The organism is Marinomonas sp. 63XJN7_7_ISO-PGPR-S23-202, from assembly GCF_056173505.1.
The window spans coordinates 3014774-3037221 of the sequence record NZ_CM149677.1 but is presented as its reverse complement, the minus strand read 5'-3'; the positions used below and the strand labels follow the sequence as shown (position 1 = coordinate 3037221).

The following is a 22448-nucleotide window of genomic DNA, read 5'->3' as shown; positions in this document are numbered from 1 at the left end:
GGAGTAAATGTCGGATGATAAATTTAGCAGCCGTGGTGACCACTCTGATCGGCTACTATATTGTTCTTTCTGTGGAAAGAGCCAAGATGAAGTAAAAAAACTGATTGCAGGGCCATCGGTTTATATCTGTAATGAGTGTGTGGATCTTTGTAATAACATTATCACGCAAGAGTTGTTGCAGGGGGATTCATCGGGTGAAGCGAGTGACGAATTACCCACACCATCTAAGTTAAGAGCGGCGCTTGATGATTATGTTATTGGGCAAGATAAGGCCAAGCGTGTTCTAGCCGTTGCGGTTTACAACCATTACAAACGTTTGCGTCATCAAGGAAAAACGGATAATAACGTTGAGCTTGGCAAGAGTAATATTTTGCTGATTGGTCCGACTGGTAGTGGTAAGACCTTGTTGGCTCAAACGCTTGCTCGCGTTTTGGATGTGCCATTTACCATTGCGGATGCAACCACTTTGACGGAAGCGGGTTATGTAGGCGAGGATGTTGAAAACATCATCCAGAAATTGCTACAGAACTGTGATTACGATGTCGAAAAGGCGCAGCGTGGTATTGTCTACATTGATGAGATCGACAAAATTTCGCGTAAGTCTGACAACCCATCTATTACCCGTGATGTTTCTGGTGAAGGGGTTCAGCAAGCGCTATTGAAATTGATCGAGGGAACGGTTGCTTCTGTGCCGCCTCAAGGTGGTCGTAAGCATCCTCAACAAGAGTTTTTGCAAGTAGACACATCCAATATTCTATTTATTTGTGGTGGTGCATTTGCAGGTCTTGAGCGTGTTATCAGCGATCGCACAGAGAAAAGTAGTATTGGTTTTTCTGCAACGGTGAAAAGTAAGGAAGAAGGGAAATCCTTTTCTGAAGCGGTTCACAAAGTAGAAACAGAAGACTTGGTTAAGTTTGGTCTCATTCCAGAATTTGTTGGGCGATTACCTGTCGTCGCAACGCTTTCTGAATTGGATGAAGAAGCGTTGGTGACCATTCTGAGTGAGCCTAAGAATGCTTTAACTAAGCAATATCAGCATCTTTTTGAGTTGGAAGGGGTTGAGCTTGAATTTACGCCGGAATCTCTAAAAGAAGCGGCGAAGCTGGCTCTTGTTCGTAAGACTGGTGCTCGAGGTTTGCGTAGTATTTTAGAATCGTCGCTATTAGATTGCATGTACGACTTGCCAACACGTAGTGATGTTGTGAAAGTTGTGATGGATGGTGCTTCAATGCGTGGAGAGTCTTCGCCATTGATGGTTCTTGAAAAAGAAGAATTAGCGAAAAACGGATAATTTGAGTTTTTCAGCTATAGTTAAAAGCCGAGTATGAATCTTTGTATTCATAGTCGGCTTTTTTTTAGTGTGAGATTTAGAGGCAGCATGTACACTTAATTCAACATGCTGATACGGTTGTTTTTTTTATTATTGTCCTTATCTCTTTCCTAATCATAGAATGAAATGAAAGTGCGCGGTATTTTGCGCCCGGATTGGAAAAAAATATGTCGAAATTCTTGAAAATGCCAATGTTGCCTCTACGCGACGTGGTCGTATATCCCCATATGGTGTTGCCGTTATTTGTTGGGCGTCCTAAATCCATTGCTGCTCTTGAGGCTGCGATGGAAAATGATAAGTATGTTTTTTTGGTTGCTCAACAAGATGCCTCAAAAGATGACCCGCAACTGGGTGACTTATATTCGATTGGGACAACGGCGAAAGTCATGCAATTGCTTCGCCTTCCCGATGGTACGGTAAAGGTTCTGGTGGAAGGGGGGAGTCGTGCCCGTTTAGATGGCATTGAAGATGATGGTGAATTCATCTCAGGCCGCATTACTGAAATAGAGTCAGAAGATGATGAAGGTGCCGAGCATACGGCGATTCGTACAGCGCTTCTGAAACAGCTCGATGAATATGTGGCTGGTAGCAAGCGCATTCCTGCCGAAGTTGTCACCTCTGTGAAGTCCATTGATGATTTATCGAAGCTGATTGATAGCATTACCGGCCACATGAGTCTGAAGTTGGAAGATAAACAGCAAGTGCTTGAGATTGCTTCATTGACTGAACGTGGCGAATATTTGATGGCTTTGATGGATGGCGAATTAGATATCGCTCATCTTGAAAAAAATATCCGTAGTCGTGTTAAAAAGCAAATGGAGAAAAGCCAGCGTGAGTATTATCTGAATGAGCAAATGAAAGCCATTCAGAAAGAGCTAGGAGACATGGAAGACGGCGGTAACGAGCTGGATGTCCTTCAAGAAAAAATCGATGAATCGGGCATGAGTAAAGAAGCGACCGAGAAAGCGGAAGGGGAGTTGAAAAAGCTGCGTATGATGTCGCCTATGTCGGCGGAAGCAACGGTTGTGCGAGGTTATATTGACTGGTTGATTTCACTGCCTTGGAAAAAACGTAGTAAAGTGCGTAATGATTTGGCTTACGCTGAAAAAGTGTTAAACCAAGATCATTTTGGTTTGCAGGATGTGAAAGAGCGTATATTAGAATTTTTGGCAGTACAACAACGGGTTAAAAAGGTTAAAGGTCCTGTGTTGTGTTTGGTGGGGCCGCCAGGAGTGGGTAAAACCTCTCTGGGTCAATCCATTGCTAAAGCGGTTAATCGTAAGTATGTGCGTATGTCGTTGGGTGGGGTGCGAGACGAAGCTGAAATTCGTGGTCACCGCCGCACTTACATCGGTTCTATGCCGGGTAAATTGCTACAAAAGCTAGCTAAAATTAAGGTGAAAAACCCGCTATTTCTCTTGGATGAGATTGATAAAATGGGAATGGATCAACGTGGAGATCCAGCATCGGCACTGCTTGAAGTGTTAGACCCAGAACAAAATCACACGTTTAGCGACCATTATCTTGAAGTGGACTATGATTTATCTGATGTGATGTTTATTTGTACGTCAAATAGTATGAATATTCCAGGGCCTTTGCTGGATCGTATGGAAATTATTCGTATCCCAGGCTATACAGAAGATGAAAAGCTAAATATTGCCAAGCGCTATCTATTGCCTAAGCAAATCAAGCTAGCGGGCTTGAAAGACAAAGAGATCGATGTCTCTGACGACGCGATAATGGACGTTATCCGTTACTATACCAAAGAAGCGGGTGTACGAGGTTTGGAGCGTGAGCTGAGTAAAATTTGCCGCCGTGTTATCAAGCAGCAAACACTGAATAAAGGCGCTGATACGGTTGTGGTCAGCTCTGATAATTTGGAAGACTTCTCAGGAATTCATAAGTTTAGTTACGGCAAAGCGGAAGAGAAAAATCAAATTGGTCAGGTAACTGGTTTGGCGTGGACGTCGGTTGGTGGTGAGTTATTGACCATAGAGGCCGCTGGAGTGCCTGGTAAAGGTCGTCACGTTAAAACGGGCTCATTAGGCGACGTGATGCAGGAATCGATTCAGGCGGCTCTCACCGTCGTCAGAAGCCGTGCTGTTGGCTTGGGGATCGATGCGGATTTCCATGAGAAGACCGATCTACACTTACATGTACCTGAAGGTGCCACTCCAAAAGATGGTCCAAGTGCAGGTATTGCCATGTGTACAGCCATCGTTTCAGTTCTGACCAAGATCCCTGTTAAGGCGTCAGTTGCCATGACAGGTGAGATTACTCTACGGGGTGAAGTATTACCGATTGGGGGCTTGAAAGAAAAATTGCTGGCGGCTCATCGTGGAGGAATTAAAACGGTTGTTATTCCACAGGAAAATGCTCGGGACCTAAAAGAAATCCCGGATAATATTAAAGCCGATATGAAAGTTATTCCGGTTAAATGGATTGATGAGGTGTTGGACATTGCTTTAGAGTACATTCCTTCACCAAAAAAGGAAGAAACATTAACTTCTAAAGAAAAAACTGTTGATGAACAAGAAGCTGTGAGTCATCATTAGGTCAAACCCAGTGTTGACACGGGGTAGGAAGGGCTTGTATAACTTTGGCTCGGCCTTATCTATGAGCATTATTTTAATACAGTGCCGAAATGATTCTAAGGATCTACTTAAAATACTGAAGGGGTAAAACGTGAATAAATCTGAACTGATTGAGGCTATTGCGGCTTCTGCTGATCTTTCTAAAGCTGCTGCTGGCAACGCGTTGGATGCTACGTTAAAAGCAATAGAAGAAGCGTTGTCTAAAGGGGATCAAGTAACTTTGGTAGGGTTTGGTACTTTTCAAGTAAAAGAGCGTGCAGCACGTACAGGTCGTAATCCTCAAACTGGTGCGGAGATTGAAATTAAAGCGGCTAAAGTTCCTAGTTTTAAAGCAGGTAAAGGTCTTAAAGACTCTGTAAACTAAGGGGTCAGGAGCAGTAGTTCAGTTGGTTAGAATACCTGCCTGTCACGCAGGGGGTCGCGGGTTCGAGTCCCGTCTGTTCCGCCACTAGACACAAAAAGGTGTATTCCGTGCGGAATGCACCTTTTTTATTTAGAAACATCATTAACTCATGTGGAGGCAGAATGCTCCAAGATATAAGAGATAAGTCACAAGGCATCGTGGTTAAGATCATTGTTGGTTTTATTGTCGTGACTTTTGCTCTATTTGGCGTCGAGGCCTTAGTCAAAAGCTTTACCTCAACCGATAAGGTCGCTAAAGTGGATGGTACTGATATTACTCGTACGCAGATGTTGCAACAAGCGGATCTTCAACGTCGTCAGTTGATTGCTATGTCCAATGGTCATGTCAACCCAGCGATGCTACAAGAAAATGTACTGCAGAAGAATGCATTAAATGAGTTGATTCAAAGTGCCTTAGTAGACAATCAGATTGCGTCGCTTAAATTAGGTGTATCGGATGGTCAAGTTGATTCTTATTTGCTGCAGAACCCTCAGTTTCAAACCAATGGTAAGTTTGATCAAACCAAATACGTGGAGTTTATTCGTAGGTTGGGCTTTACCCCTTTGGCGTTTAAAAATCGTGTGCGCGAAAGCATTTTGTCTCAACAGCTTGAACGAGGTGTTGTAAATTCTGATTTTGTTCTTCCTTATCAGGTTGATAGTATTGCTCAGTTACAATCTCAAGAACGTTCTTATGATTACGTTAAGTTCTCTTTAGCTGATCAAGCTGAGAAAACCAATGTGACAGATAAAGAGCTAAAAGCCTATTACGATGAACATAAAAATGAATTCATAACGCCTGAGCAAGTAAAAATTAATTATGTTGAACTCACAGCGGCTGATTTTGCGAACAAAGTAAAAGTAACCAATGCTGAACTTCAAGATGCGTATAAGGCGTTTGTTGCTGGGCTTCCTAAAGAAGAGCGTGAAGCATCCCATATTCTGATTGACAATACTCATACTGAGAAACAAGCGAAAGCGATCTTGGATAAGATCAAGGCTCAGTTAGCGAAAGGGGTAAGCTTTGCTGACTTAGCCAAAAAGTACTCTGATGATCTAGGCTCTAAGAAAAAGGGCGGTGAGTTAGGGTATATTACTCAAGGGACGATGGTTAAACCGTTTGAAGACGCTTTGTTTAGTATGAAGAAAGGTCAGATTAAAGAGGTAAAAACCAAGTATGGCTGGCATTTAATTAAGTTAGAAGCCATCAAAGATCCAAAAGTCCCTTCTCTTGCTGATAAAAAAGCAGCCCTAGAAAAACAAATCATCGCTAAAAAAGCACAAGAGGCGCTATTCGCGGCTCACGATAACATTTCTGATTTGGCCTATGCCAGCGATCAGCTTAAACCGCTTGCCAATGAGTATGGTGTGAAGATTCAGACCAGTAATTACTTTAGTCGTGAGGGTGGCAGTAATGCGATTACTTCGAATGCGGCGGTTATCAGTGCGGCGTTTGGTGATACCGTTCTTAAAGATGGTCAAAATAGTGATTTGATTGATTTGGGGAACAATAAGGTTGTTGTGATTCATCTTGCGGATCATAAACCTAAGTCAGTTCAATCTTTTAAACAGGCGAAAAAAGAAGTCACATCTAAACTAGTGCAAGCAAAAGCAGAAGCCGCCATTATGGCTCAAGCGAAAGCGGCAGAAACGAATCCAAATACTAAGTGGACGTCCGTTAAGTTAGCGAAGCGTGGCCAGGATGAAATTGCTTCTTTAGCCTTTACCATGGCGCACCCGGAAGGTAAGCCTGTTATGGCTATTAAGAAGTTAGATAATGGCGATCTTGTTTTAATTCGACTAGACAAGGTTCAGGCCGGATCTGACAAGGCCTCTGATCGCCAAGAGCAGGCTTATGGACAATATCTTCGTGAGACGGAATCTAATATGAATCTTAGATCACAAAGAGAATGGTTAAAGAGCAAAGCAGACATAGAAACAAACCTGTGATCTAGCTATTCTTAGATAAATTTGTCAAAGCAATAGTATGAAAAAGCCAGCAACTGCTGGCTTTTTTTGTTTTATGGCGTTGTGATTGGCTTTGCTGGTTATGACACGGTCATCATTTATCTAGTCAAACAAAGAGACGGTTTTACTCGCCATTCCCCATGCTTTCTAACCAAGTAACGGAAGGAACAAAGAAGGCATTACCTGTTTTAGCTGTGGTGTATTGCATTAGATGATCTTGATTGCCGCTTTCATCACCTTCAATCATGCTTTTTAACATTCGGTTGAAAATGGTGGGGGTTTTGCTGTAGCTGGCAAACATAAGACCTTTACAAGTTAATGAGGCGAACGGCATGCTGTGACGGAGTATTTCCAGCGATTTTCCATTGTGGTCTTTTATGGAAGTTCGTTTAGTGTGAGCATGGACGGATTTATCTGTGGAGGCGTACTCTTCATTTGCGTACTTAGTGCGTCCGTAGGTGTCTTCTTGAGCTTTAAGGTCTAGCTGTTCCCATTTGTTTAGATCATGCTCAAAGCGCATGAGATTTAGATAGGAGCCATCTTTAAAGTGTATATCTTCCTCACCGACAAGTGCTACCGCTTTTCTTGCTTCCCCTTCAGGATTTTCTGTGCCGTCGACAAAGCCTGTTAGGTCTCGATTATCTAAGTATTTGAAGCAGCTGATCTCGTCGATAATGTTCAGGCTATTATCAAACGCTTGATATAGAGCGTTGGCCAGTAAATAAGAGGTATCCCTACGCATTGAGCGGATGTGGAATACCAGATCTCCTTTTGTCTCGCCCACTTCGATATCATTATGGGCAAAATGAGGGAAGGGCGCTAATTCTGCTGGACGCACGTTTGAATCAAAATAATGCCATGCAGAATCACTGATACCGATAGAAGCATAAAGGTGCACGTCTGGGAATTGTTGCTGCAGCTCTCTGATAATCGTCGGGCTCATGGCGAGGGCTTTTTTCGCGTCAGCAATGCGCTCTTTTTTGACATCAAAGGTGATAAATAAAGCATCACTTGAGGCTTCTGGAATGATGCCAGACTGAAATGTATGGGTCATGACTTATCGCTTTCTCCGTCTGTTTTCTTCATGAATACGTAAATAAAAGCCAGTGACTTAAAAGTTGGGATAGAGTGCCTTAAGCTGACTGGCTTGAGTTTTTTTAGGTTGTCCCGTTTGATACTCTTCTAGTGCATCAGCAAGTGGGGTCCCCTGCCATTGATGGCTGGCTTGGTTTGAATACAGCATCAGCTCTGCCTCCATCAGGAGCTGCGTCAATGTGACAGAACCTGCGAGGCGCTTAATGTCTTCTATGCTGTGTATTTGTTCGTCTCCCCAGCGGTGGCGAGCCCATTCTAAAAGGTGCGACCTTAGCTCTGTAATATTGTCTTGTCGGCAGCATTCAATCAAGCTTTGAAAGGCGCTTTTTTCATCACTACTGGTTAATGGCGCAAATTCTTTCAGTGTCGGTACATTGGCCTCGTCGTCTTTTGATTTTTTCTTTTTCCAAAATAGTAACAGACAGGCGAGCAGTAGCAGAATAAGCAAAATAGCCAAGCCAATAATGCCATACAGGCGCCAATTGACCTCATTCTGCTCTTTCACTAATTGAGGGTGTATGGGTTTGGGGGTGTTATCTGATGGATTGGCTTGATCGTTTTCGTGCTTGGTCAAAGATATAGGAGCAACAGAGGGCGATTGTGGTGGCAGAGGATTGTCGAGTGCCTTTGGCTTTTGTGTGCCATTGTTTGTTGTTGCACTTGCGCTTGTTGGTAAGGGAGCAACGGTCAATTCGGGTGTGCTTTGCGTCACGGTTTTTTCAATGCGCTTGTTGGTATCCCAGTAGGTGACGGAAACATCTGGTAGTTTAATTGTGCCCTTTTGTGTGGGAACAACTTGAATTTTAATGGTCTGATGACCAATGATGCCTTTGTCATTCTTTTGGCTGCTAAATGTTGCTGGCTCTGGATAGAGTTTGTAGGCTTTGGTGCTATTGAAAGTAAGCTGAGGGATTTGTTCGGGCAGGGAATCTTTCGCGTTAATATTAATTGTCCAAATGAGCGTATCTCCCACGCGTACCGTGCCTTTAGGTTTCTCTAGTTTGGTGTTGATGGTAACGCCTTCGCTTGGTAGCCAGTTATTATTTGTATAGCTAGGAGGGATAGGTAAGACCTGCAAGTTAATGGGCTGACTTTGAATTCTAATAATGCGTTGTCCCGACCCCATTTGCATCATGGCTTGCATGGTTTGTGGGGCAATGGTGATTTTTCCGCTTTTTTGTGGGAAAGCTAGGTACTTACGAGTGAGTACTTGGTAGCGCGTGCCGTTAATATCCTTGAATTCGCTTTGGTCATCTTTAAGTTGTTCAAAAATCAAATCAGGGTTAGATGGCACAGAGATGTTAGCGTTGTTAAGCGATACTGATGTATACAACTTCATTGTGAAAATGACTTGTTGTTGCAAATAAGGGGTATCAGACGAGACTTGAGTTTTCAGCATGACCAGTGGGTTGCCGTTTTTATCTAACTGTTCAGGCGCGTTTTTAACGGTCAGTGTCAGAGGCTGGGAAGAATATTGACCAATTTTAATCGGAGGGATGGTAAAGGTTCCGACGGACTTAGGCATGAGCGAGATGACCCAGTAGCTCATGGCCGTGTTGCTGCCTAGGTTAAAGCTAAACTGACTGCTTTGGCTTTGGCTAACAATATCGAAGTCTTTTTTTAATGGCGTGAGATCTGGGCCGTTGCCTGTGTTGGTGAAGTCGGCTCTTATGGTCAGTTGTACAATATCGTTTTCGGTCACGACATTTTTATCAAGAGAGGCGGTTACGCTATCGGCATACGCTGGTAACGCCAAAGAAAATAATCCCGTAATAAGCAGCGTTGCCAGAGAAAAGTGCATTTTTCTGATTAAGGCAAACATGAAAAAATAAAACTGCTTCATTACCATGGGTTAATCCCATCCTCTTGATTGGTGTAATTTTCGTGGCTTTTTTCTTGATGTAAATACCACAATTTGCGCTGTAATAGTGTGCCAGGATTGTCCTGTATTTGTCTGAGCCATTGTTTTAAGGCTTGCTTCTGTTCTCTATTGAGTTCAGCCTTAGCGGATTCCTGTTGCTGCTGTTTTTTTCCAGACGCTTGCTTATTATCCTCAGACGATGGCTTTTTGTCTTGTTTTTCAGGACTTTTATTCTGTTTTTTTGCGGCTGAATCATGGGGTGCTTTATCCGATGAGCGAGAAGGCGGTGTTTGTTTGGATGAGTGGTTTTGCTTGCTGTTCGAATGGCTTTTTCCCGATGAGTTATGTTTATCCGATGAGTTGTTTTTATCAGATGAACTATTTTTGTTTGATGAAGACTTTTTATTAGGTTGTCCTTTCTTATTAGATTGTTTTTTGTTGTTAGCATTTTTTGCTTGTTGCTGTTTTTTTTGCTTCTCTAGGTACTTTAGATTGTCTTGAGCTTTTTTCATGGAGGGATCGAGGGCGAGCGCTTTTTTATAGGCGTCAATTGCTGGTTGCAGTTTACCTGATAGGGCAAGTGCATTGCCTAGATTGTAAAAATCAGCGGCGCTTTTGCTGATGCTGGAGAGTGTATTAGCGGCTTGGCCGTATTTTCCCAAGGCATATTCGGATGCCGCTTTCCAATCTGGTTGCTGAAAATATTGGTTCGCTTTTTTCCATTGATCGTGATTGGCGGCTTCTTGACCTAGTTGATCTGGGGTTTTGAACCAGTCTAATGGTGAGGCACTTGCTTTATTGGATGGCAGCAAAAAGACTGCCAACATCAGCGTTAAGAGCATGCCACGACGAAACTGAAAGGCGAGCCACAGCAGAAAAGGGAGTGCAAACCAATGACCTTGATCGATCCAGTGATAGCTTCGGTTATCCGCTTGTTGATCTTTTGCGTGTTGGTCGGTGTTTTGCGTAATGGCATTTAATTGCGCAGGCGTTAAGCGGCCGTGGTAAAAGTGCGCATGGATCGTTTTTGCGAATGCTTTTAACTGATCGACAGGCGTGTGTGGAATGACGTTCTTTCCGTCTGATGTCAGTATTTGTCCATTGGGTAATAGGACAGTCCCCCCTTTCTTGGTGCCAATCGCTATCAAATCCGTGTGAAGGTGACGACCAGCCAAAAGAGATGGAATGACTTTTTTGTCTTTTGCATCCAAACTATCGGTCAAAATGATGAGGTGCGCGGATGTTTTCTTATTGGGGATGAGTGAGAGAGCATCTTTGATGCCACTGGTTAGATTGCTTCCATAAACGGGCATGATGATGGGCTCTAACGCCAATAAAAAGTGTGTGATGGTATTTTTATCTTGGCTGAATGGGGTAATGGTATAAGCATCCCCAGCATACGCGACGAGAGAGATTTCGCCGTCTTTACTTTGTCCTAAAATGTCCCGCACTGTTTGTATTAGCAATGTTTGGCGATTGGGTTGAATGTCTTTTGCATACATGGAAAGAGACTGGTCAATCACGAAGATTGTTTTACTACTGGACTCATACATCATAGAAGGCGCTTTTACCCAGCTTATGCCCGACAGCCCGATCACGCATAGAGAGATAGAGAGTAAGCCTAGCCATTTATTTATCTGGCTCGGTTGTTCGGATTGTTCCAGATGAACGAGTAGGTTTTGATCAATGGCTTTACTGAGTGTGTTGCTCCCCGTATTTTTATAGCGAATCAGGAAAAACAGTAGCCAGACTAATGGTAATAGAAGCAGCCAATAAGGGCGTGCGAAATGAATTATAGAAAATATAGTCATGGACGTTTCCTCATGCTGGACTTAGATCGGCTGAGGGAAAGTTTGCCGCTAGTGAGCAGAGTCAGAGCAAAAAAGATGAGCGACGCCAGACCTAACCAGTGAAAATAGCTGGTAATAGGTCGCTGCCATATCGGTTGCGCTTTCATTGGTTCAAGCTTATTGATATCCGCGTAGATGCGTTTTAAATCTTGGGTGTTTCTGGCTCGGAAAAACTGTCCGCCTGTTTTATGCGCAATGCTTTTCAACAATTTTTCATCTAGATCGCTGGATGGGTTGATGGTTTGTGGACCGAAAAAACCTTGTACGACCATACGGTCAGCACCAATGCCAATGGTATAGATTTTGAGGTGTTGTGACGCGGCGAAGTCAGCTGCTTGTTCTGGGTTGACTTGTCCAGCGGTGTTAGCACCATCTGTCATAAGGATGAGGACTTTTTTGTCATCCGGTTTGTTTTCTGTGCGTTGAATGGCCAAGCCAATGGCATCGCCAATGGCGGTTTGCTGTCCTGCAAAGCCAATTTGAGTTTGCTGCACTAACTGGTTAATGGTCTTTGTGTCGAAGCTAAAAGGCGCTTCTAGGTAGGCTTTGGTGCCAAATACGATTAAGCCAATGCGATCACCATGGCGTTTTTTGATAAAGTTAGATAACACCCATTTTTCGGCAGTTAACCGATCAACTGGTTGATTGTTTAGTTTCATATCTTTAACTTGCATGCTGCCCGATAAATCTAGCGCAATCATGATATCTCTTCCGGATGGAACCACTTGCGTAGGAGCACCTCGCCATACGGGTCTGGCAATACCAACCACAAGACATATCCATGCGAGTAATAAAAACATTAATGGCAAGCTAATAGCATGTTTACTAGGGCGCTTTTCTTCATGATTTTGTAGATATTTTGCATTTGGAAACCAGATGGCCTGGTCTTTCTTGGCCACTTTGGGCAAAAAGTAAAATATGACTGGAACGGGAAGAAGGCAAAGAAGCCAAGGCCAAGTAAATTCAAACACGGTGCTTCCTTATCCAATAACAAGTTAAACGGATCATGGTCGTTTTTTGTTCAGGCGTTAACGACACATCGGCACGATACTGACCGTTAATGAAATCGTCTCCTAACTGATCAAAACGTCGTTTTTTAGGCAAGGTGCTGTCTATTTGTGCTATTAAAGACTGTGATGGGAGGGCGGCTTGGCTGATTTTATTTTCACTTATTAAGCAGCGACGAATTAACTCATGGCAGGCCGTAATGAGCTCTTTATCACTCAAATTATCGCTGGTATTTTTGAGTACCATCAGTGCTTCACGACGATATTTTCGTTTACTGCGTCTTTTAAGTAACACTAGCGTAAGGCTGATGAGGGCGATAATTATGCAGGCAATCACCAACCACGTCCACCATACAGGTGGCCACATGGGGATGGCTTCGGGTAATAAGTACCCTTTATGAGGTAGATTGAGTGGTGTGCTTGTCGGTGTCATTAGCGTAATGCTCCTTGATCAAGCAGGTATTTAGCAATTTTTTCAGGGGATTCGCTAATATCAAACAATTGATGGCGAATGCCTATAGAGGCTAATTTTTTTCGCAATCTAGCACTGTCTTCGAAGAAGTCTTTTTTGGCTTGTTCGGTACTTTTTTTCGTTACTTGGAGGGTTTTAGGGCCATCGGCATCGGCAAAACGGTATTCACCTGGTGGTAACTCAAACGCATGATGATCGAAAACTTGCACCCAATGAACACGATTATGTTTAGCTAATTGCCATAAAGAGAGTTGTTCTTGTTCGTTCCAAGTGTGCTTGTCCGTTAAAATGATGACATCTCTGTTGTGAGCTTTGGTCGTGATGGCTGAGCGATGCCAACAGGCTGTGTGCGGTTCATACTGTCGGTTTTTGACTTGGGTGGCGGTGGCCAAATGGGAGAGGAGATGATGGATGGACCGTTTACCGCTTTGTTCATGGCTTTCGTTGCCAAACACAAAGCGATATGACAGCTTGTCACCTTGTTGTTCGCTACGCCAAGCAATGATACCCGCAAGCTGGCTCAACCGAGTCGAAATAAATGTATGACGAGTGCTAAAATACGCCGTTTGCGATAGCCCTAAAAATAATAAACGTTGATGATCATTCTCCTGACTATAGACGCGGGTGTGTGCGTGGCCTGTTCGAGCGGTGACACGCCAGTCAATGTGTCTTAAATCATCGCTAGGCTGATATTGTCTCAGCTCTAGCATTTCCATGCCGTGCCCTTTTTGATTGGAGCGTCGCTCACCATTTTTAAGGGTAAAGCGTGTTGCTTTGTTGGCACGTCCTAGGAGCTTTGCATAATGGGCCAACAGGGCAAAATCCGTTTCTTCAAGTTCTGGTGAATCAGGTGATAATAATGGATTCATGGCAAAAATTATAAAGCAGGTACATGGTTAATTAACCGTGTGAGTAATTCATCCGTTGAAATACCGCTTGCTTGTGCCTCAAATGACATGATAACGCGATGGCGGAGAACCGGTAAGGCAACTTCTCTTACGTCGTCGGGTGTGACAAAGTCACGACCATTTAATAGGGCGTTCGCTCGGGCACAGCGATCTAATGCAAGAGTGGCACGTGGGCTCGCACCAAAGTCAATTAAACTTTCACCATTCGGACTGAGCCCTAGGTAGTGTTCTGGATGGCGAGTCGCCATGACCAGTTGTACAATGTAATGCTCAACAGATTCTGACATATAAAGTGACAAGGCTTTTTGTTGCAAGGCTAAGATGTCAGTTGGTGTACAAAGCGCCGTCGTCGCGGTGGCGAGCGTTTTGTGTTGATCTTGCTGGCGGACGAGTCGAAGTACTTCTAATTCGCTTTCAGTACTGGGATAACCTAACTTTATTTTTAATAGAAAGCGGTCAAGCTGAGCTTCTGGTAGTGGGTAGGTTCCTTCTTGTTCAATGGGGTTTTGCGTGGCGATCACAAAGAAGAGCGGAGGCAGTTGGTAGCTGTGGTTGCCAACGGTGACTTGGTTCTCTCCCATGGCTTCAAGTAAGGCGGATTGTACTTTTGCGGGGGCTCGGTTGATTTCATCGGCTAGGACGACTTCGTTCATAATAGGGCCAGCAACAAATGTAAATTGCCCCGTTTCCTGCTGATAAATATCTGAGCCTGTCACATCGCCAGGTAGTAGATCTGGGGTGAACTGGATGCGCTGAAAACGGCAGTCAATGGCACCTGCAAGCGCTTTTGCGGCGGTGGTTTTGGCGATACCTGGCGGTCCTTCAAGCAACACATGGCCATTTGCAATGAGTGCAATCAGTAATTCTTGAGTTAAGTCAGGTTGACCGATAACGGCATGATTAAGGTGATCTTTTAATCTTTCAATTACTGATTCCATCGAACCTAAGTACCTCATACTTCTGTCAAAAAGGGTGTCAACACAATATAATGCGTACCATCTTATCGGATTCAAAACTTTACGTACAAGGCGTTAGTTGTAAGAGTAGCGTAAGCATAGGAAAGAAAAGTGGCAAACATTGTCGTAGAAGTGACATTGAGTGCATTACAGTACCAGACTCTGTACTCAGGACAAGCTAAAAATGTTGTCGCGCATAGTCTAGATGGACGTAAAGTTCAGTTGCCTTTATCTGCTTTTCGGCGCTTTGTTACCCATGGAGGCATTGATGGGATTTTTGACGTAGAATTCGATGATCAACATAAATTAGTGGCCATAACGCGAATACGTTAGTTCGCCCATTTTATACTTAACACGGTTAGGAGCCTTGTCTATGTATCACCTTGCTCGAGCACTACTCTTCAAATTAGATCCTGAAGTGTCTCATGAATTATCATTGGATCTTTTGACGGCGAGTAGTCGGTTGGGGCTAACGAGGTTTTTTGATGGTTTGCCTTCTTCTCAGCCTGTTGATGTGATGGGGTTGCGCTTCCCGAATGCAGTAGGGTTAGCCGCTGGGTTGGATAAAAATGCTGATGCGTTTGAAGCGCTTGGTGCATTGGGGTTTGGTTTTGTCGAAGTCGGTACTGTGACGCCAAAAGGGCAGTCTGGTAATCCCAAGCCACGGTTATTTCGTTTGCCCGAGTACGAAGCCATTATTAACCGCATGGGATTTAATAACAAAGGCGTTGACCATATGGTTTCGCGTATTAAATCCCATCGCTATCCAGGTATTCTTGGGGTGAACATTGGTAAAAATTTAACCACGTCGGTGGAAGAGGCCGCAGCGGATTATTTGACTTGTTTTGAGCAGGTGGTGCCTTATGCCGATTACATTACGGCCAACATTAGTTCGCCGAACACGCCTGGGCTGCGCAGTCTGCAATTTGGAGACAGTTTGGCGCAATTGATTAACCCGCTTGTTCAGGCCAGAGACCGCTACCAAAATCAATATGGCAAGCGTGTTCCTTTGGCGGTGAAAATTGCCCCAGATATGACAGATGATGAAATTAAGTTAGTGGCGGATACCCTAGTAGAACAGGGCGTGGACGGTATTATAGCAACCAATACCACCTTATCTCGTGATGCGGTTCAGGGTCATCGCTTCGCAAATGAAGCGGGTGGTTTAAGTGGTGTTCCTGTTCGTGAGGCTTCTACTCATGTGGTTCATGTTTTGGCGGAGCGTCTGAAAGGTGCCTTACCCATTATCGGGGTGGGGGGGATCTCAAGCGGTGATGATGCTATAGAGAAACTTCAAGCAGGGGCTCAACTCGTGCAGATCTACTCCGCATTCATTTATCAAGGGCCTGAGTTAATTAAAGAGGTAGTCGCCAGTACGGACGCATACTATCGAGAGTTACGATTGGATAGATAGAGGCAGTTGCTCGCCCATTATGGCGAATAAATGCCTCTGATATACGTAGAGTTGTAAAAAACAGGCGGGATAGACCCGCCTGCTTTTTATAAGAGCTTTTTTGATTTGCTCATTGTGATACGACATCTGAATAACGAGAAAATTAATGTACCATGCTGAATGTTTTGTGGGTGCCTTCGACGGGGGTTAAACCACTCCACATGTCTTCGCGTCCTTCGCGCCATCCAGCGAGCCAATGCGAGCGGGCATTTTCATGGTATTGCATAGAAAGGCCTTTTGTTTTGCCTGCCATCCCTGCGCGGTAGCCACGGATATAAGCGCGATGATGAAGGTCTCGTTTTTGCTTCTTCATTAGTTTTTTCCTCTTATTCTTTTCCATGTTGAACTTTGAAACTAGTAGAGAATTGATGAATTGTCTAAAAACTCTTTGCTCTAACACATTTATAGAAGGTTTAAAAAAGTAATTAAAAATGAACACACAAGTAGAAACTGTGGATACAGTCGGTCAGGCTTACCACTTAGAGATTACCTGTCCACTGGGATTAGAGAATGTGCTTGAGCAAGAGCTGCACAGTGAAGGTCTAATGAACACTCGTTTAGGCGAAGCTCAAGTCAAATTGACGACCGATTTAGAAGGTATGTACAAGGCCTGTCTTTGGTCTCGAGTGGCCACGCGGGTTATGTTGCCTGTTGCCAACTTTAAGATGGAGTCAGTCGATGATCTCTATGAAGGCGTAAAGGCTATTGCGTGGTCTGATCATATGACGGCAGCGAATACCATTGCCATCGATTGTCATGGAACAAACCATCATATTCGTAATACGCAATTTGGTTCGGTCCGTGCGAAAGATGCGATTGCTGATTACTTTGTAGCGTTTTCCGGCGAGCGTCCTAATGTTGAAAAGGTACAACCGGATGTGCGAATTTCCATTCGTATTAAGCGTGATATTGTGACCGTGAGTATCGACCTGTCGGGTGACAGCATGCACCGTCGTGGTTATCGTCAACAAGGCTCTATGGCGCCACTGAAAGAAAATCTTGCCGCAGGATTGCTGCTCCGAGCGGGGTGGAACCGTGATTGTGGGTTAACACAGCTGATTGATCCCATGTGTGGCTCTGGAACCTTCTTAGTCGAAGCGGCGATGATGTCACTCGATATGGCGCCTGGTTTACGCCGAGGCTACTGGGGGTTCAAAGGTTGGAAGCAGCACGATCATCGTTTATGGCAGCAACTGATGGATTTTGCCAAAAACCGCAAGAAAGATCCGGCTGAGTTAGGTATTCGTTTCCAAGGTACGGATCGAGAGCAACGTGCTATTGCCGCGTCCCGGGAGAACATTAAGCGTGCTGGGCTGGTGGGCGTGATTGATGTGTCCATGGCGTCTTTCCAGCAGCATGATTTTGTCATTGACCAAGAAAAGCCCGGATTAGTGATTTGTAACCCTCCTTATGGTGAGCGTTTGGGGGATGAAATGGCGTTAATTGCTTTGTATCGCCAATTGGGAGAATGGGTTGTAACGCATGTGCGTGGTTGGCAGTTTATGATGCTAACCAGCAACGAACATTTAGCCCGTCAGATTCCGGTTCGTCCTGAGAAAAGTACCCGGGTGATCAATGGTGGTTTAGAATGCCGTGCCTATCGATTCCCGTTGCTGGATGGTCACATTAAAGAAGATGCTGTGGCGCAATCCATCATGACTCCTGGTGCGCAAATGTTTGCCAATCGTTTGCAGAAGAATGCCAAAAAGCTGAAAAAATGGGTCGAAAAAAACAACATCGAGTGTTACCGGGTTTATGATGCCGATATGCCTGAGTACGCAGTTGCTATTGATGTTTATCAGGATTGGGCGCATGTTCAAGAGTATAAAGCGCCCAAAAGTGTTGATCCGGAAAAAGCAAAGCAACGCTTGTTTGAAGTGGTGTCGTCTATTCCAACCGCGCTTAATATTGCGGAAGCCAATGTGATCGTCAAGCATCGCCAAAAACAAACCGGTAAAGCACAATATGAAAAACTAGATCAGTCTAATCATGAGATAATCGTCAAGGAGTACGGTTGTGAGTTTATTGTTAATCTGAAAGATTATCTGGATACGGGGTTATTCTTGGATCATCGTCCAGTACGGAAACTAATACAAGACCGTGCCAATGGTAAACGGTTTTTGAATTTGTTTTGTTATACCGCATCGGCTTCGGTCCATGCAGGGGAAGGGGGTGCCCGCAGTAGTTTAAGTGTTGATATGTCTAATACCTATACTGAGTGGGCGCGACGCAATATTGAGTTAAACGAATTCTCTGAGCGTGACCATAAGGTTGAGCGGGCCGATTGTATTGAATGGTTGCGTCATAGTAACGATGAATTCGATTTAATTTTTATGGATCCTCCTACCTTTTCTAACTCGAAGAAAATGTCAGAGATCCTGGATATTCAACGGGACCATGGGGAATTGCTGCGCCTAGCAATGGCGCGCTTATCGAAAGACGGCGAGCTAATTTTTTCAAATAACTACCGCCGTTTTGTTTTGGATAAGGATATTGAAGAAGAATTTGCTGTGCAGAACATTACTAAATTAAGCATGGACCCAGATTTCGAACGAAATACGAAAATCCACCAATGCTGGATTCTCCGCCACCGTTCTGAAAGCTAAGTTGTGTTTTTAATGGGCAAATATTTTGTCCATTAAAGTGACGGGCTGTAAAGAGCTCTAATGATATGTATTTAAAGGTTTTATAAGTTTGTAGTATGAAGAAAACATTTCGTCTTGTTATTAGTTGTCCTGATCGTATCGGGATTGTTGCGGCCGTGTCTCAGTTCTTAAATGAACGTAAAGGATCGATAGCAGAAGCCAGTCACCATACGGATCAAGAATCTAAATGGTTTTTTATGCGTCATGAGATCGATGCAGAGTCTTTGTCCGTTGATGTGGCAACCTTTCGTGAAGAGTTTGCATCGGTCGCCGAAGAATTTGATATGAAATGGTATGTCAAAGACAGCGAAGTGCTGCCTAAGGTCATGTTGTTGGCCACTAAAGAATCCCATTGTTTAAACGATATTATGCACCGTTGGCATACTGGAGAGTTGAACTGCGAGATTGTTGGGGTGATTGCTAACCATGAGTCACTCCGTTCTATGGTGGAATGGTATAACATTCCTTATTACTGCATTCCTGTGCCGAAAGAAGATAAGATGCCTGCCTTTCATCAGATTGAGAAATGTATTGATGAGGCACAGGCAGACACCATTGTGTTGGCGCGTTATATGCAAATTTTCCCTGAATTTTTGTGTCAAAAATATCAGCACAAGGTCATCAATATTCACCATAGCTTCTTGCCTTCTTTTATTGGGGCGAAGCCCTATCATCAAGCGGCAGTACGTGGTGTGAAATTGATTGGGGCAACCTGTCACTATGTCACTGCAGATCTGGATGCTGGTCCAATCATCGAGCAAGATGTTATTCGTGTTCGCCATAGTCATACGGCGACGGATATGGTGCGCTTGGGTAAAGACATAGAGAAGCTTGTATTGTCCCGGGGGCTGCGATACCACTTGGAAGACCGAGTAATCGTGCACGGTAATAAAACCATTGTGTTTGCTGATTAATTCTATCTCATTGAAAGTTGCGGAAAAAAGAAGGCCAAGTGTCTTCTTTTTTTATGTAATCATTCAAGGATAAGTATAGTTTATTATTGTTCACTTTTTGTTCTGTAAAATATTGTCTATAGTTAAGTTCAAGTGGTTCAAAAATAGACAGCTTATGAGGGGAGCGTTATGAAGCTTAAGCTAACACCAACTCAAAACTTATGCGTCGGTTATTTGGAATCAGGTTTCGAGGTTGTTCAGATGGAAGAGCAGTTTTTCTTTGTAAAAGGCGATAAGCGTCAGAAGGTGTTGCCAAAAACATTGGAGGCACTGGTCAACCGAGGGGCTCTGAAATACACCACACAAGGAGATTATGAACTGAGTGATGAGTTTGTCGAGCACAGAAAAAAAATGTGTTCTCCTGTGCGTAGCAAACATACTCGACATTAATCCTTAGTGAGCTCGATCCGTTATCGAGTGCATTCATGGCTCAGAAAAAGCCAATCGTTTAGGGCGATTGGCTTTTCTTATTAGGTGCTGTTGGCAGCACGATAACCATACGCTTGCTTATTGAAGGGTGTTGGGTGCCTGAGTAAAGAGATGGCTTACTGCTTGCGCCATGGTTGCGCTAATGCGCTCTTGTCTCAATAGGGTCCAAAGCGGTTGCCGCGTTTCAGGATGTTGGCTTAACTCAATGGCAATTTGCTTAAACGCGATGAAAGCATCGTCTCTATGAGCCAATTTTTCCATGACGATTCTTAATAATTGGCCGTCACTGGCCAGCCAATGGGGGCATTTTGCTGCTAATGCTGTGATCGGATGAGTTTGCTCATCTGAGCATTCAGTTAAATTGCCTAACATAGCAAATAATGGCAACAGCAGGTTGTTGTTCAACGGTGTATTGGAAAGCGCCCGGAGGTAACTTGCTTGCATCAATGGATCTTGTTCAGCAAGTAATTTATCGATTAATGTGTTTTCAATGTCTGCTGGTAGCGTTTGATGCTCTAAAGAATGGCAAAGGGCGCTAACAAGAGGGTTGGGAGCATGAATCAAAGCCTTTTTGATAAGAGAGCTGTGTGTTTTGCTATTTACTTGCACGGCTAATTCCGCAATGCCCTGAAGTCCAAGGGCTTGCCATGAGTCGTCTTGTTGATCAGATATATTTTCGTTTAGTCTATTCGTGACATAGTCCACGACACCCTCATAATAATGTGAGGCGGGTGTACCTAGTTGTTTTGCTAGTATGGCGTGGAAATTGGCCATTCGTTCTTGGTCCGGTTTAAACGCATAGGGACTATCTTCTAGCGCCTCTGCTAGTCCTGCCTCTTCCCCTTTGTGTAATATTTTATCAACGATGGTTTTGATAAAATGATCACGTGTTCCTAGGTTTAATGCGCCTGACTCGTCTAATGGGAGCTTGATAAACCAGATAACAGCATGGTCTGCTGTTTTTGCTTTACTGGTATCTTTCGTTCTCAGTAAGCAAGCCAGCCAAGCATGTTGGCGAAATGGGTAAGGGTAAGCTTGCTGTTTTTTATCAAATTGGATGGCTTGTTGTGGTGTGATTTTCGTAATGCGACGACCAAGATCAAAAAAGCTTGCTTCACACCCCACCATCTCAAAAAGATCGCCAAGCGATTCAATGTTTTTCATGATAAATTAGATGCCTATCAAAGGGTTAAAATTTCCTTTATGTTACCGTTTTTTACGGGAGAAATCAGTTTGAATACAGCTTATCCTATTCATTCTCGACTGGCCGACCTTTTAATTGATGTAGAAATGGTGTTGCGTGCGGGCGGTCTTTGGGAGTGTGAGCAACCCAGTGAAAAGGCCATGCAAAGCCGCGTTCCCTTTTGTGTTGATTCCATGAGTTTCGCTCAATGGTTGCGTTACATTATGATAGAAAGATTTAAAGTCTTGATTGCGCATGGAGCGCCATTGCCAACGCAATGTTATGTTTCTCCCATGGCTGTTGAGGCGTTTAAGGGATTGGACCAAGTGAGGCTCAATACACTCGTGCAGTGTCTTGATAAAATCGATCAACACTTGAGTAAACAAACCTTGTTAGATGATTCTGCGCAATGACGATGGTGGGAGTTAATCCATATATCGCTGATTTGGCTTGGGTGGTCGGTTGTAAGCAAGGGGATTTTAGCCAATACCCTGCCGTCAATCTCATTGAAAGTGATGTGGATGTGTCCCAATTTTGGGTGCCAGATATCAATGAGAGGCTGGCGGTGCTGGCGATGAATCCCGAGCCATTAGAAAATGCGGTTCGTGCCTGTAAATCCCATTTCTTAGGCAGCTATTTCGAAACCTTGTTTTCGTTTGCCATGCACCATTTATCCAGTCTTAACGTCCTTTGTGAGCATATCCAGGTTAAGGATAAGGACAAAAGAACGCTGGGAGAAATAGATATGCTGGTGGAAACTCCTTCTGGAGAGTGTATTCAGTTTGAAGTGGCTATCAAATTTTATTTGGAGCGTAGCGATTTGTATCCGCATCACTGGATTGGTCCCAATAAAAATGACAGTTTGAAAAAGAAAGTAGATCGAGCGCGTCGCCATCAGTTGCAAATATTGAAGACAGAAGAAGGGAAGCGAATATTACAGTCTGTTACTAACGATATCTCTTTTCGGGCAAAGTTACTTATTTTTGGTCGCTTATATTTGGCTTTATCCAGCCCCGAAAAAGTGATTTCGTTTTGCAATCATTCCCATTTTGGTGGATGGATTAGGGTGTCCCAAGCCGATCTTTTACTGCCTTTCTTCTCATATTACATGTATTTGAACAAGCCACATTGGCTAACCATTTCAAATAGTTCTCGCGATTTATGCTCCTTTGAAGCACAATGCATGGATGAATGGAGAAAATCATTCCAAGAGGATGTTCGCCCGAAACATATTGTGTTGTTGAGGGAGTTGGAAGGTCGTATGTCCTGTCACTTTGTTTTTATTGTGCCAGACAATTGGTAATATTTTAAAAGTGAAGGCGCTTTTAATATTCAGCTTTTC

The 22448-nt window shown here is 43.8% G+C and carries 20 protein-coding genes and 1 tRNA gene; 12 read left to right on the top strand and 9 right to left on the bottom strand.

From position 1 onward, the window contains the following. Nucleotides 1–7 precede the first annotated feature (7 nt). The 5 genes from clpX (at nucleotide 8) to AC0VYG_RS14075 (ending at nucleotide 6276) form a co-directional block, all read left to right on the top strand. A complete protein-coding gene (gene clpX / locus AC0VYG_RS14095) occupies nucleotides 8–1291 on the top strand; it encodes an ATP-dependent protease ATP-binding subunit ClpX (RefSeq protein ID WP_475428613.1) in 1284 nt (427 codons plus the stop codon). Between the two features lie 206 nt (nucleotides 1292–1497). After that, nucleotides 1498–3885, top strand: coding sequence for an endopeptidase La (lon, locus tag AC0VYG_RS14090; RefSeq protein ID WP_475428612.1), 2388 nt, complete (start codon nucleotides 1498–1500; stop codon nucleotides 3883–3885). A 130-nt stretch (nucleotides 3886–4015) separates the two neighbouring features. Then, entirely contained in the window at nucleotides 4016–4288 is a 273-nt protein-coding gene (locus AC0VYG_RS14085) for an HU family DNA-binding protein (RefSeq protein ID WP_475428611.1), read from the top strand. A 7-nt stretch (nucleotides 4289–4295) separates the two neighbouring features. Beyond that, a tRNA-Asp gene (locus AC0VYG_RS14080) sits at nucleotides 4296–4372 on the top strand. A 77-nt stretch (nucleotides 4373–4449) separates the two neighbouring features. Next, nucleotides 4450–6276 carry a SurA N-terminal domain-containing protein gene (locus AC0VYG_RS14075; RefSeq protein ID WP_475428610.1) on the top strand — a complete coding sequence of 609 codons (1827 nt, stop codon included), beginning with the start codon at nucleotides 4450–4452 and terminating at the stop codon, nucleotides 6274–6276. A gap of 142 nt (nucleotides 6277–6418) precedes the next feature. Here AC0VYG_RS14075 and AC0VYG_RS14070 read toward each other — a convergent pair whose 3' ends face one another. Genes AC0VYG_RS14070 through AC0VYG_RS14040 form a run of 7 tightly spaced genes read right to left on the bottom strand, consistent with a single transcriptional unit; the run spans nucleotide 6419 to nucleotide 14425 of the window. After that, nucleotides 6419–7348, bottom strand: a complete 930-nt coding sequence (locus AC0VYG_RS14070; RefSeq protein ID WP_475428609.1) for a Dyp-type peroxidase — start codon at nucleotides 7346–7348, stop codon at nucleotides 6419–6421. A gap of 57 nt (nucleotides 7349–7405) precedes the next feature. Next, the gene (locus AC0VYG_RS14065) at nucleotides 7406–9238 is read right to left on the bottom strand and encodes a BatD family protein (protein ID WP_475428608.1); all 1833 of its coding nucleotides are present in this window, start codon (nucleotides 9236–9238) and stop codon (nucleotides 7406–7408) included. Continuing rightward, nucleotides 9232–11061 (bottom strand): vWA domain-containing protein, encoded by a 1830-nt coding sequence (locus AC0VYG_RS14060; RefSeq protein ID WP_475428607.1) that lies wholly within the window; start codon nucleotides 11059–11061, stop codon nucleotides 9232–9234. Before AC0VYG_RS14060 ends, AC0VYG_RS14065 begins: the two co-directional genes overlap by 7 nt. Further along, a complete protein-coding gene (locus tag AC0VYG_RS14055; RefSeq protein WP_475428606.1) occupies nucleotides 11058–12071 on the bottom strand; it encodes a vWA domain-containing protein in 1014 nt (337 codons plus the stop codon). The genes AC0VYG_RS14060 and AC0VYG_RS14055 overlap by 4 nt, the downstream gene beginning before the upstream one ends. Beyond that, complete coding sequence (locus AC0VYG_RS14050) at nucleotides 12064–12540, bottom strand: DUF4381 domain-containing protein (RefSeq protein WP_475428605.1); 477 nt, start codon at nucleotides 12538–12540, stop codon at nucleotides 12064–12066. The genes AC0VYG_RS14055 and AC0VYG_RS14050 overlap by 8 nt, the downstream gene beginning before the upstream one ends. Beyond that, a complete protein-coding gene (locus AC0VYG_RS14045; RefSeq protein ID WP_475428604.1) occupies nucleotides 12540–13448 on the bottom strand; it encodes a DUF58 domain-containing protein in 909 nt (302 codons plus the stop codon). The genes AC0VYG_RS14050 and AC0VYG_RS14045 overlap by 1 nt, the downstream gene beginning before the upstream one ends. 8 nt (nucleotides 13449–13456) lie before the next feature. After that, nucleotides 13457–14425, bottom strand: coding sequence for an AAA family ATPase (locus tag AC0VYG_RS14040; protein WP_475428603.1), 969 nt, complete (start codon nucleotides 14423–14425; stop codon nucleotides 13457–13459). 129 nt (nucleotides 14426–14554) lie between these two features. Here AC0VYG_RS14040 and AC0VYG_RS14035 point away from each other — a divergent pair, with 129 nt between their 5' ends. Beyond that, nucleotides 14555–14776 (top strand): DUF2835 domain-containing protein, encoded by a 222-nt coding sequence (locus AC0VYG_RS14035; RefSeq protein WP_475428602.1) that lies wholly within the window; start codon nucleotides 14555–14557, stop codon nucleotides 14774–14776. 40 nt (nucleotides 14777–14816) lie between these two features. Continuing rightward, entirely contained in the window at nucleotides 14817–15857 is a 1041-nt protein-coding gene (locus tag AC0VYG_RS14030) for a quinone-dependent dihydroorotate dehydrogenase (protein WP_475428601.1), read from the top strand. Between the two features lie 142 nt (nucleotides 15858–15999). On the opposite strand, the gene rmf is transcribed toward AC0VYG_RS14030, so the two are convergent. Further along, a complete protein-coding gene (gene rmf, locus AC0VYG_RS14025; RefSeq protein WP_475428600.1) occupies nucleotides 16000–16209 on the bottom strand; it encodes a ribosome modulation factor in 210 nt (69 codons plus the stop codon). A 118-nt stretch (nucleotides 16210–16327) separates the two neighbouring features. Between rmf and rlmKL the strand changes: the two genes are divergently transcribed. The 3 genes from rlmKL (at nucleotide 16328) to AC0VYG_RS14010 (ending at nucleotide 19884) form a co-directional block, all read left to right on the top strand. Further along, nucleotides 16328–18502 carry a bifunctional 23S rRNA (guanine(2069)-N(7))-methyltransferase RlmK/23S rRNA (guanine(2445)-N(2))-methyltransferase RlmL gene (gene rlmKL, locus AC0VYG_RS14020; protein WP_475428599.1) on the top strand — a complete coding sequence of 725 codons (2175 nt, stop codon included), beginning with the start codon at nucleotides 16328–16330 and terminating at the stop codon, nucleotides 18500–18502. A gap of 95 nt (nucleotides 18503–18597) precedes the next feature. Continuing rightward, on the top strand, nucleotides 18598–19455 hold the full coding sequence (gene purU / locus AC0VYG_RS14015; protein WP_475428598.1) for a formyltetrahydrofolate deformylase: 858 nt from the start codon (nucleotides 18598–18600) through the stop codon (nucleotides 19453–19455). A gap of 168 nt (nucleotides 19456–19623) precedes the next feature. After that, entirely contained in the window at nucleotides 19624–19884 is a 261-nt protein-coding gene (locus AC0VYG_RS14010) for a formyltetrahydrofolate deformylase (RefSeq protein ID WP_199474630.1), read from the top strand. Between the two features lie 117 nt (nucleotides 19885–20001). Here the strand turns inward: AC0VYG_RS14010 and AC0VYG_RS14005 are convergent, their stop codons facing one another. Further along, nucleotides 20002–21087: a DUF3549 family protein gene (locus tag AC0VYG_RS14005; RefSeq protein WP_475428597.1), complete on the bottom strand. Its 1086-nt coding sequence runs from the start codon at nucleotides 21085–21087 to the stop codon at nucleotides 20002–20004. A 69-nt stretch (nucleotides 21088–21156) separates the two neighbouring features. On the opposite strand from AC0VYG_RS14005, the gene AC0VYG_RS14000 reads away from it, so the two are divergent. Both AC0VYG_RS14000 and AC0VYG_RS13995 read left to right on the top strand, forming a co-directional pair. Further along, complete coding sequence (locus AC0VYG_RS14000) at nucleotides 21157–21519, top strand: YqcC family protein (RefSeq protein WP_475428596.1); 363 nt, start codon at nucleotides 21157–21159, stop codon at nucleotides 21517–21519. Beyond that, nucleotides 21516–22409 (top strand): DUF1853 family protein, encoded by an 894-nt coding sequence (locus AC0VYG_RS13995; protein WP_475428595.1) that lies wholly within the window; start codon nucleotides 21516–21518, stop codon nucleotides 22407–22409. The genes AC0VYG_RS14000 and AC0VYG_RS13995 overlap by 4 nt, the downstream gene beginning before the upstream one ends. Nucleotides 22410–22448 lie beyond the last annotated feature (39 nt).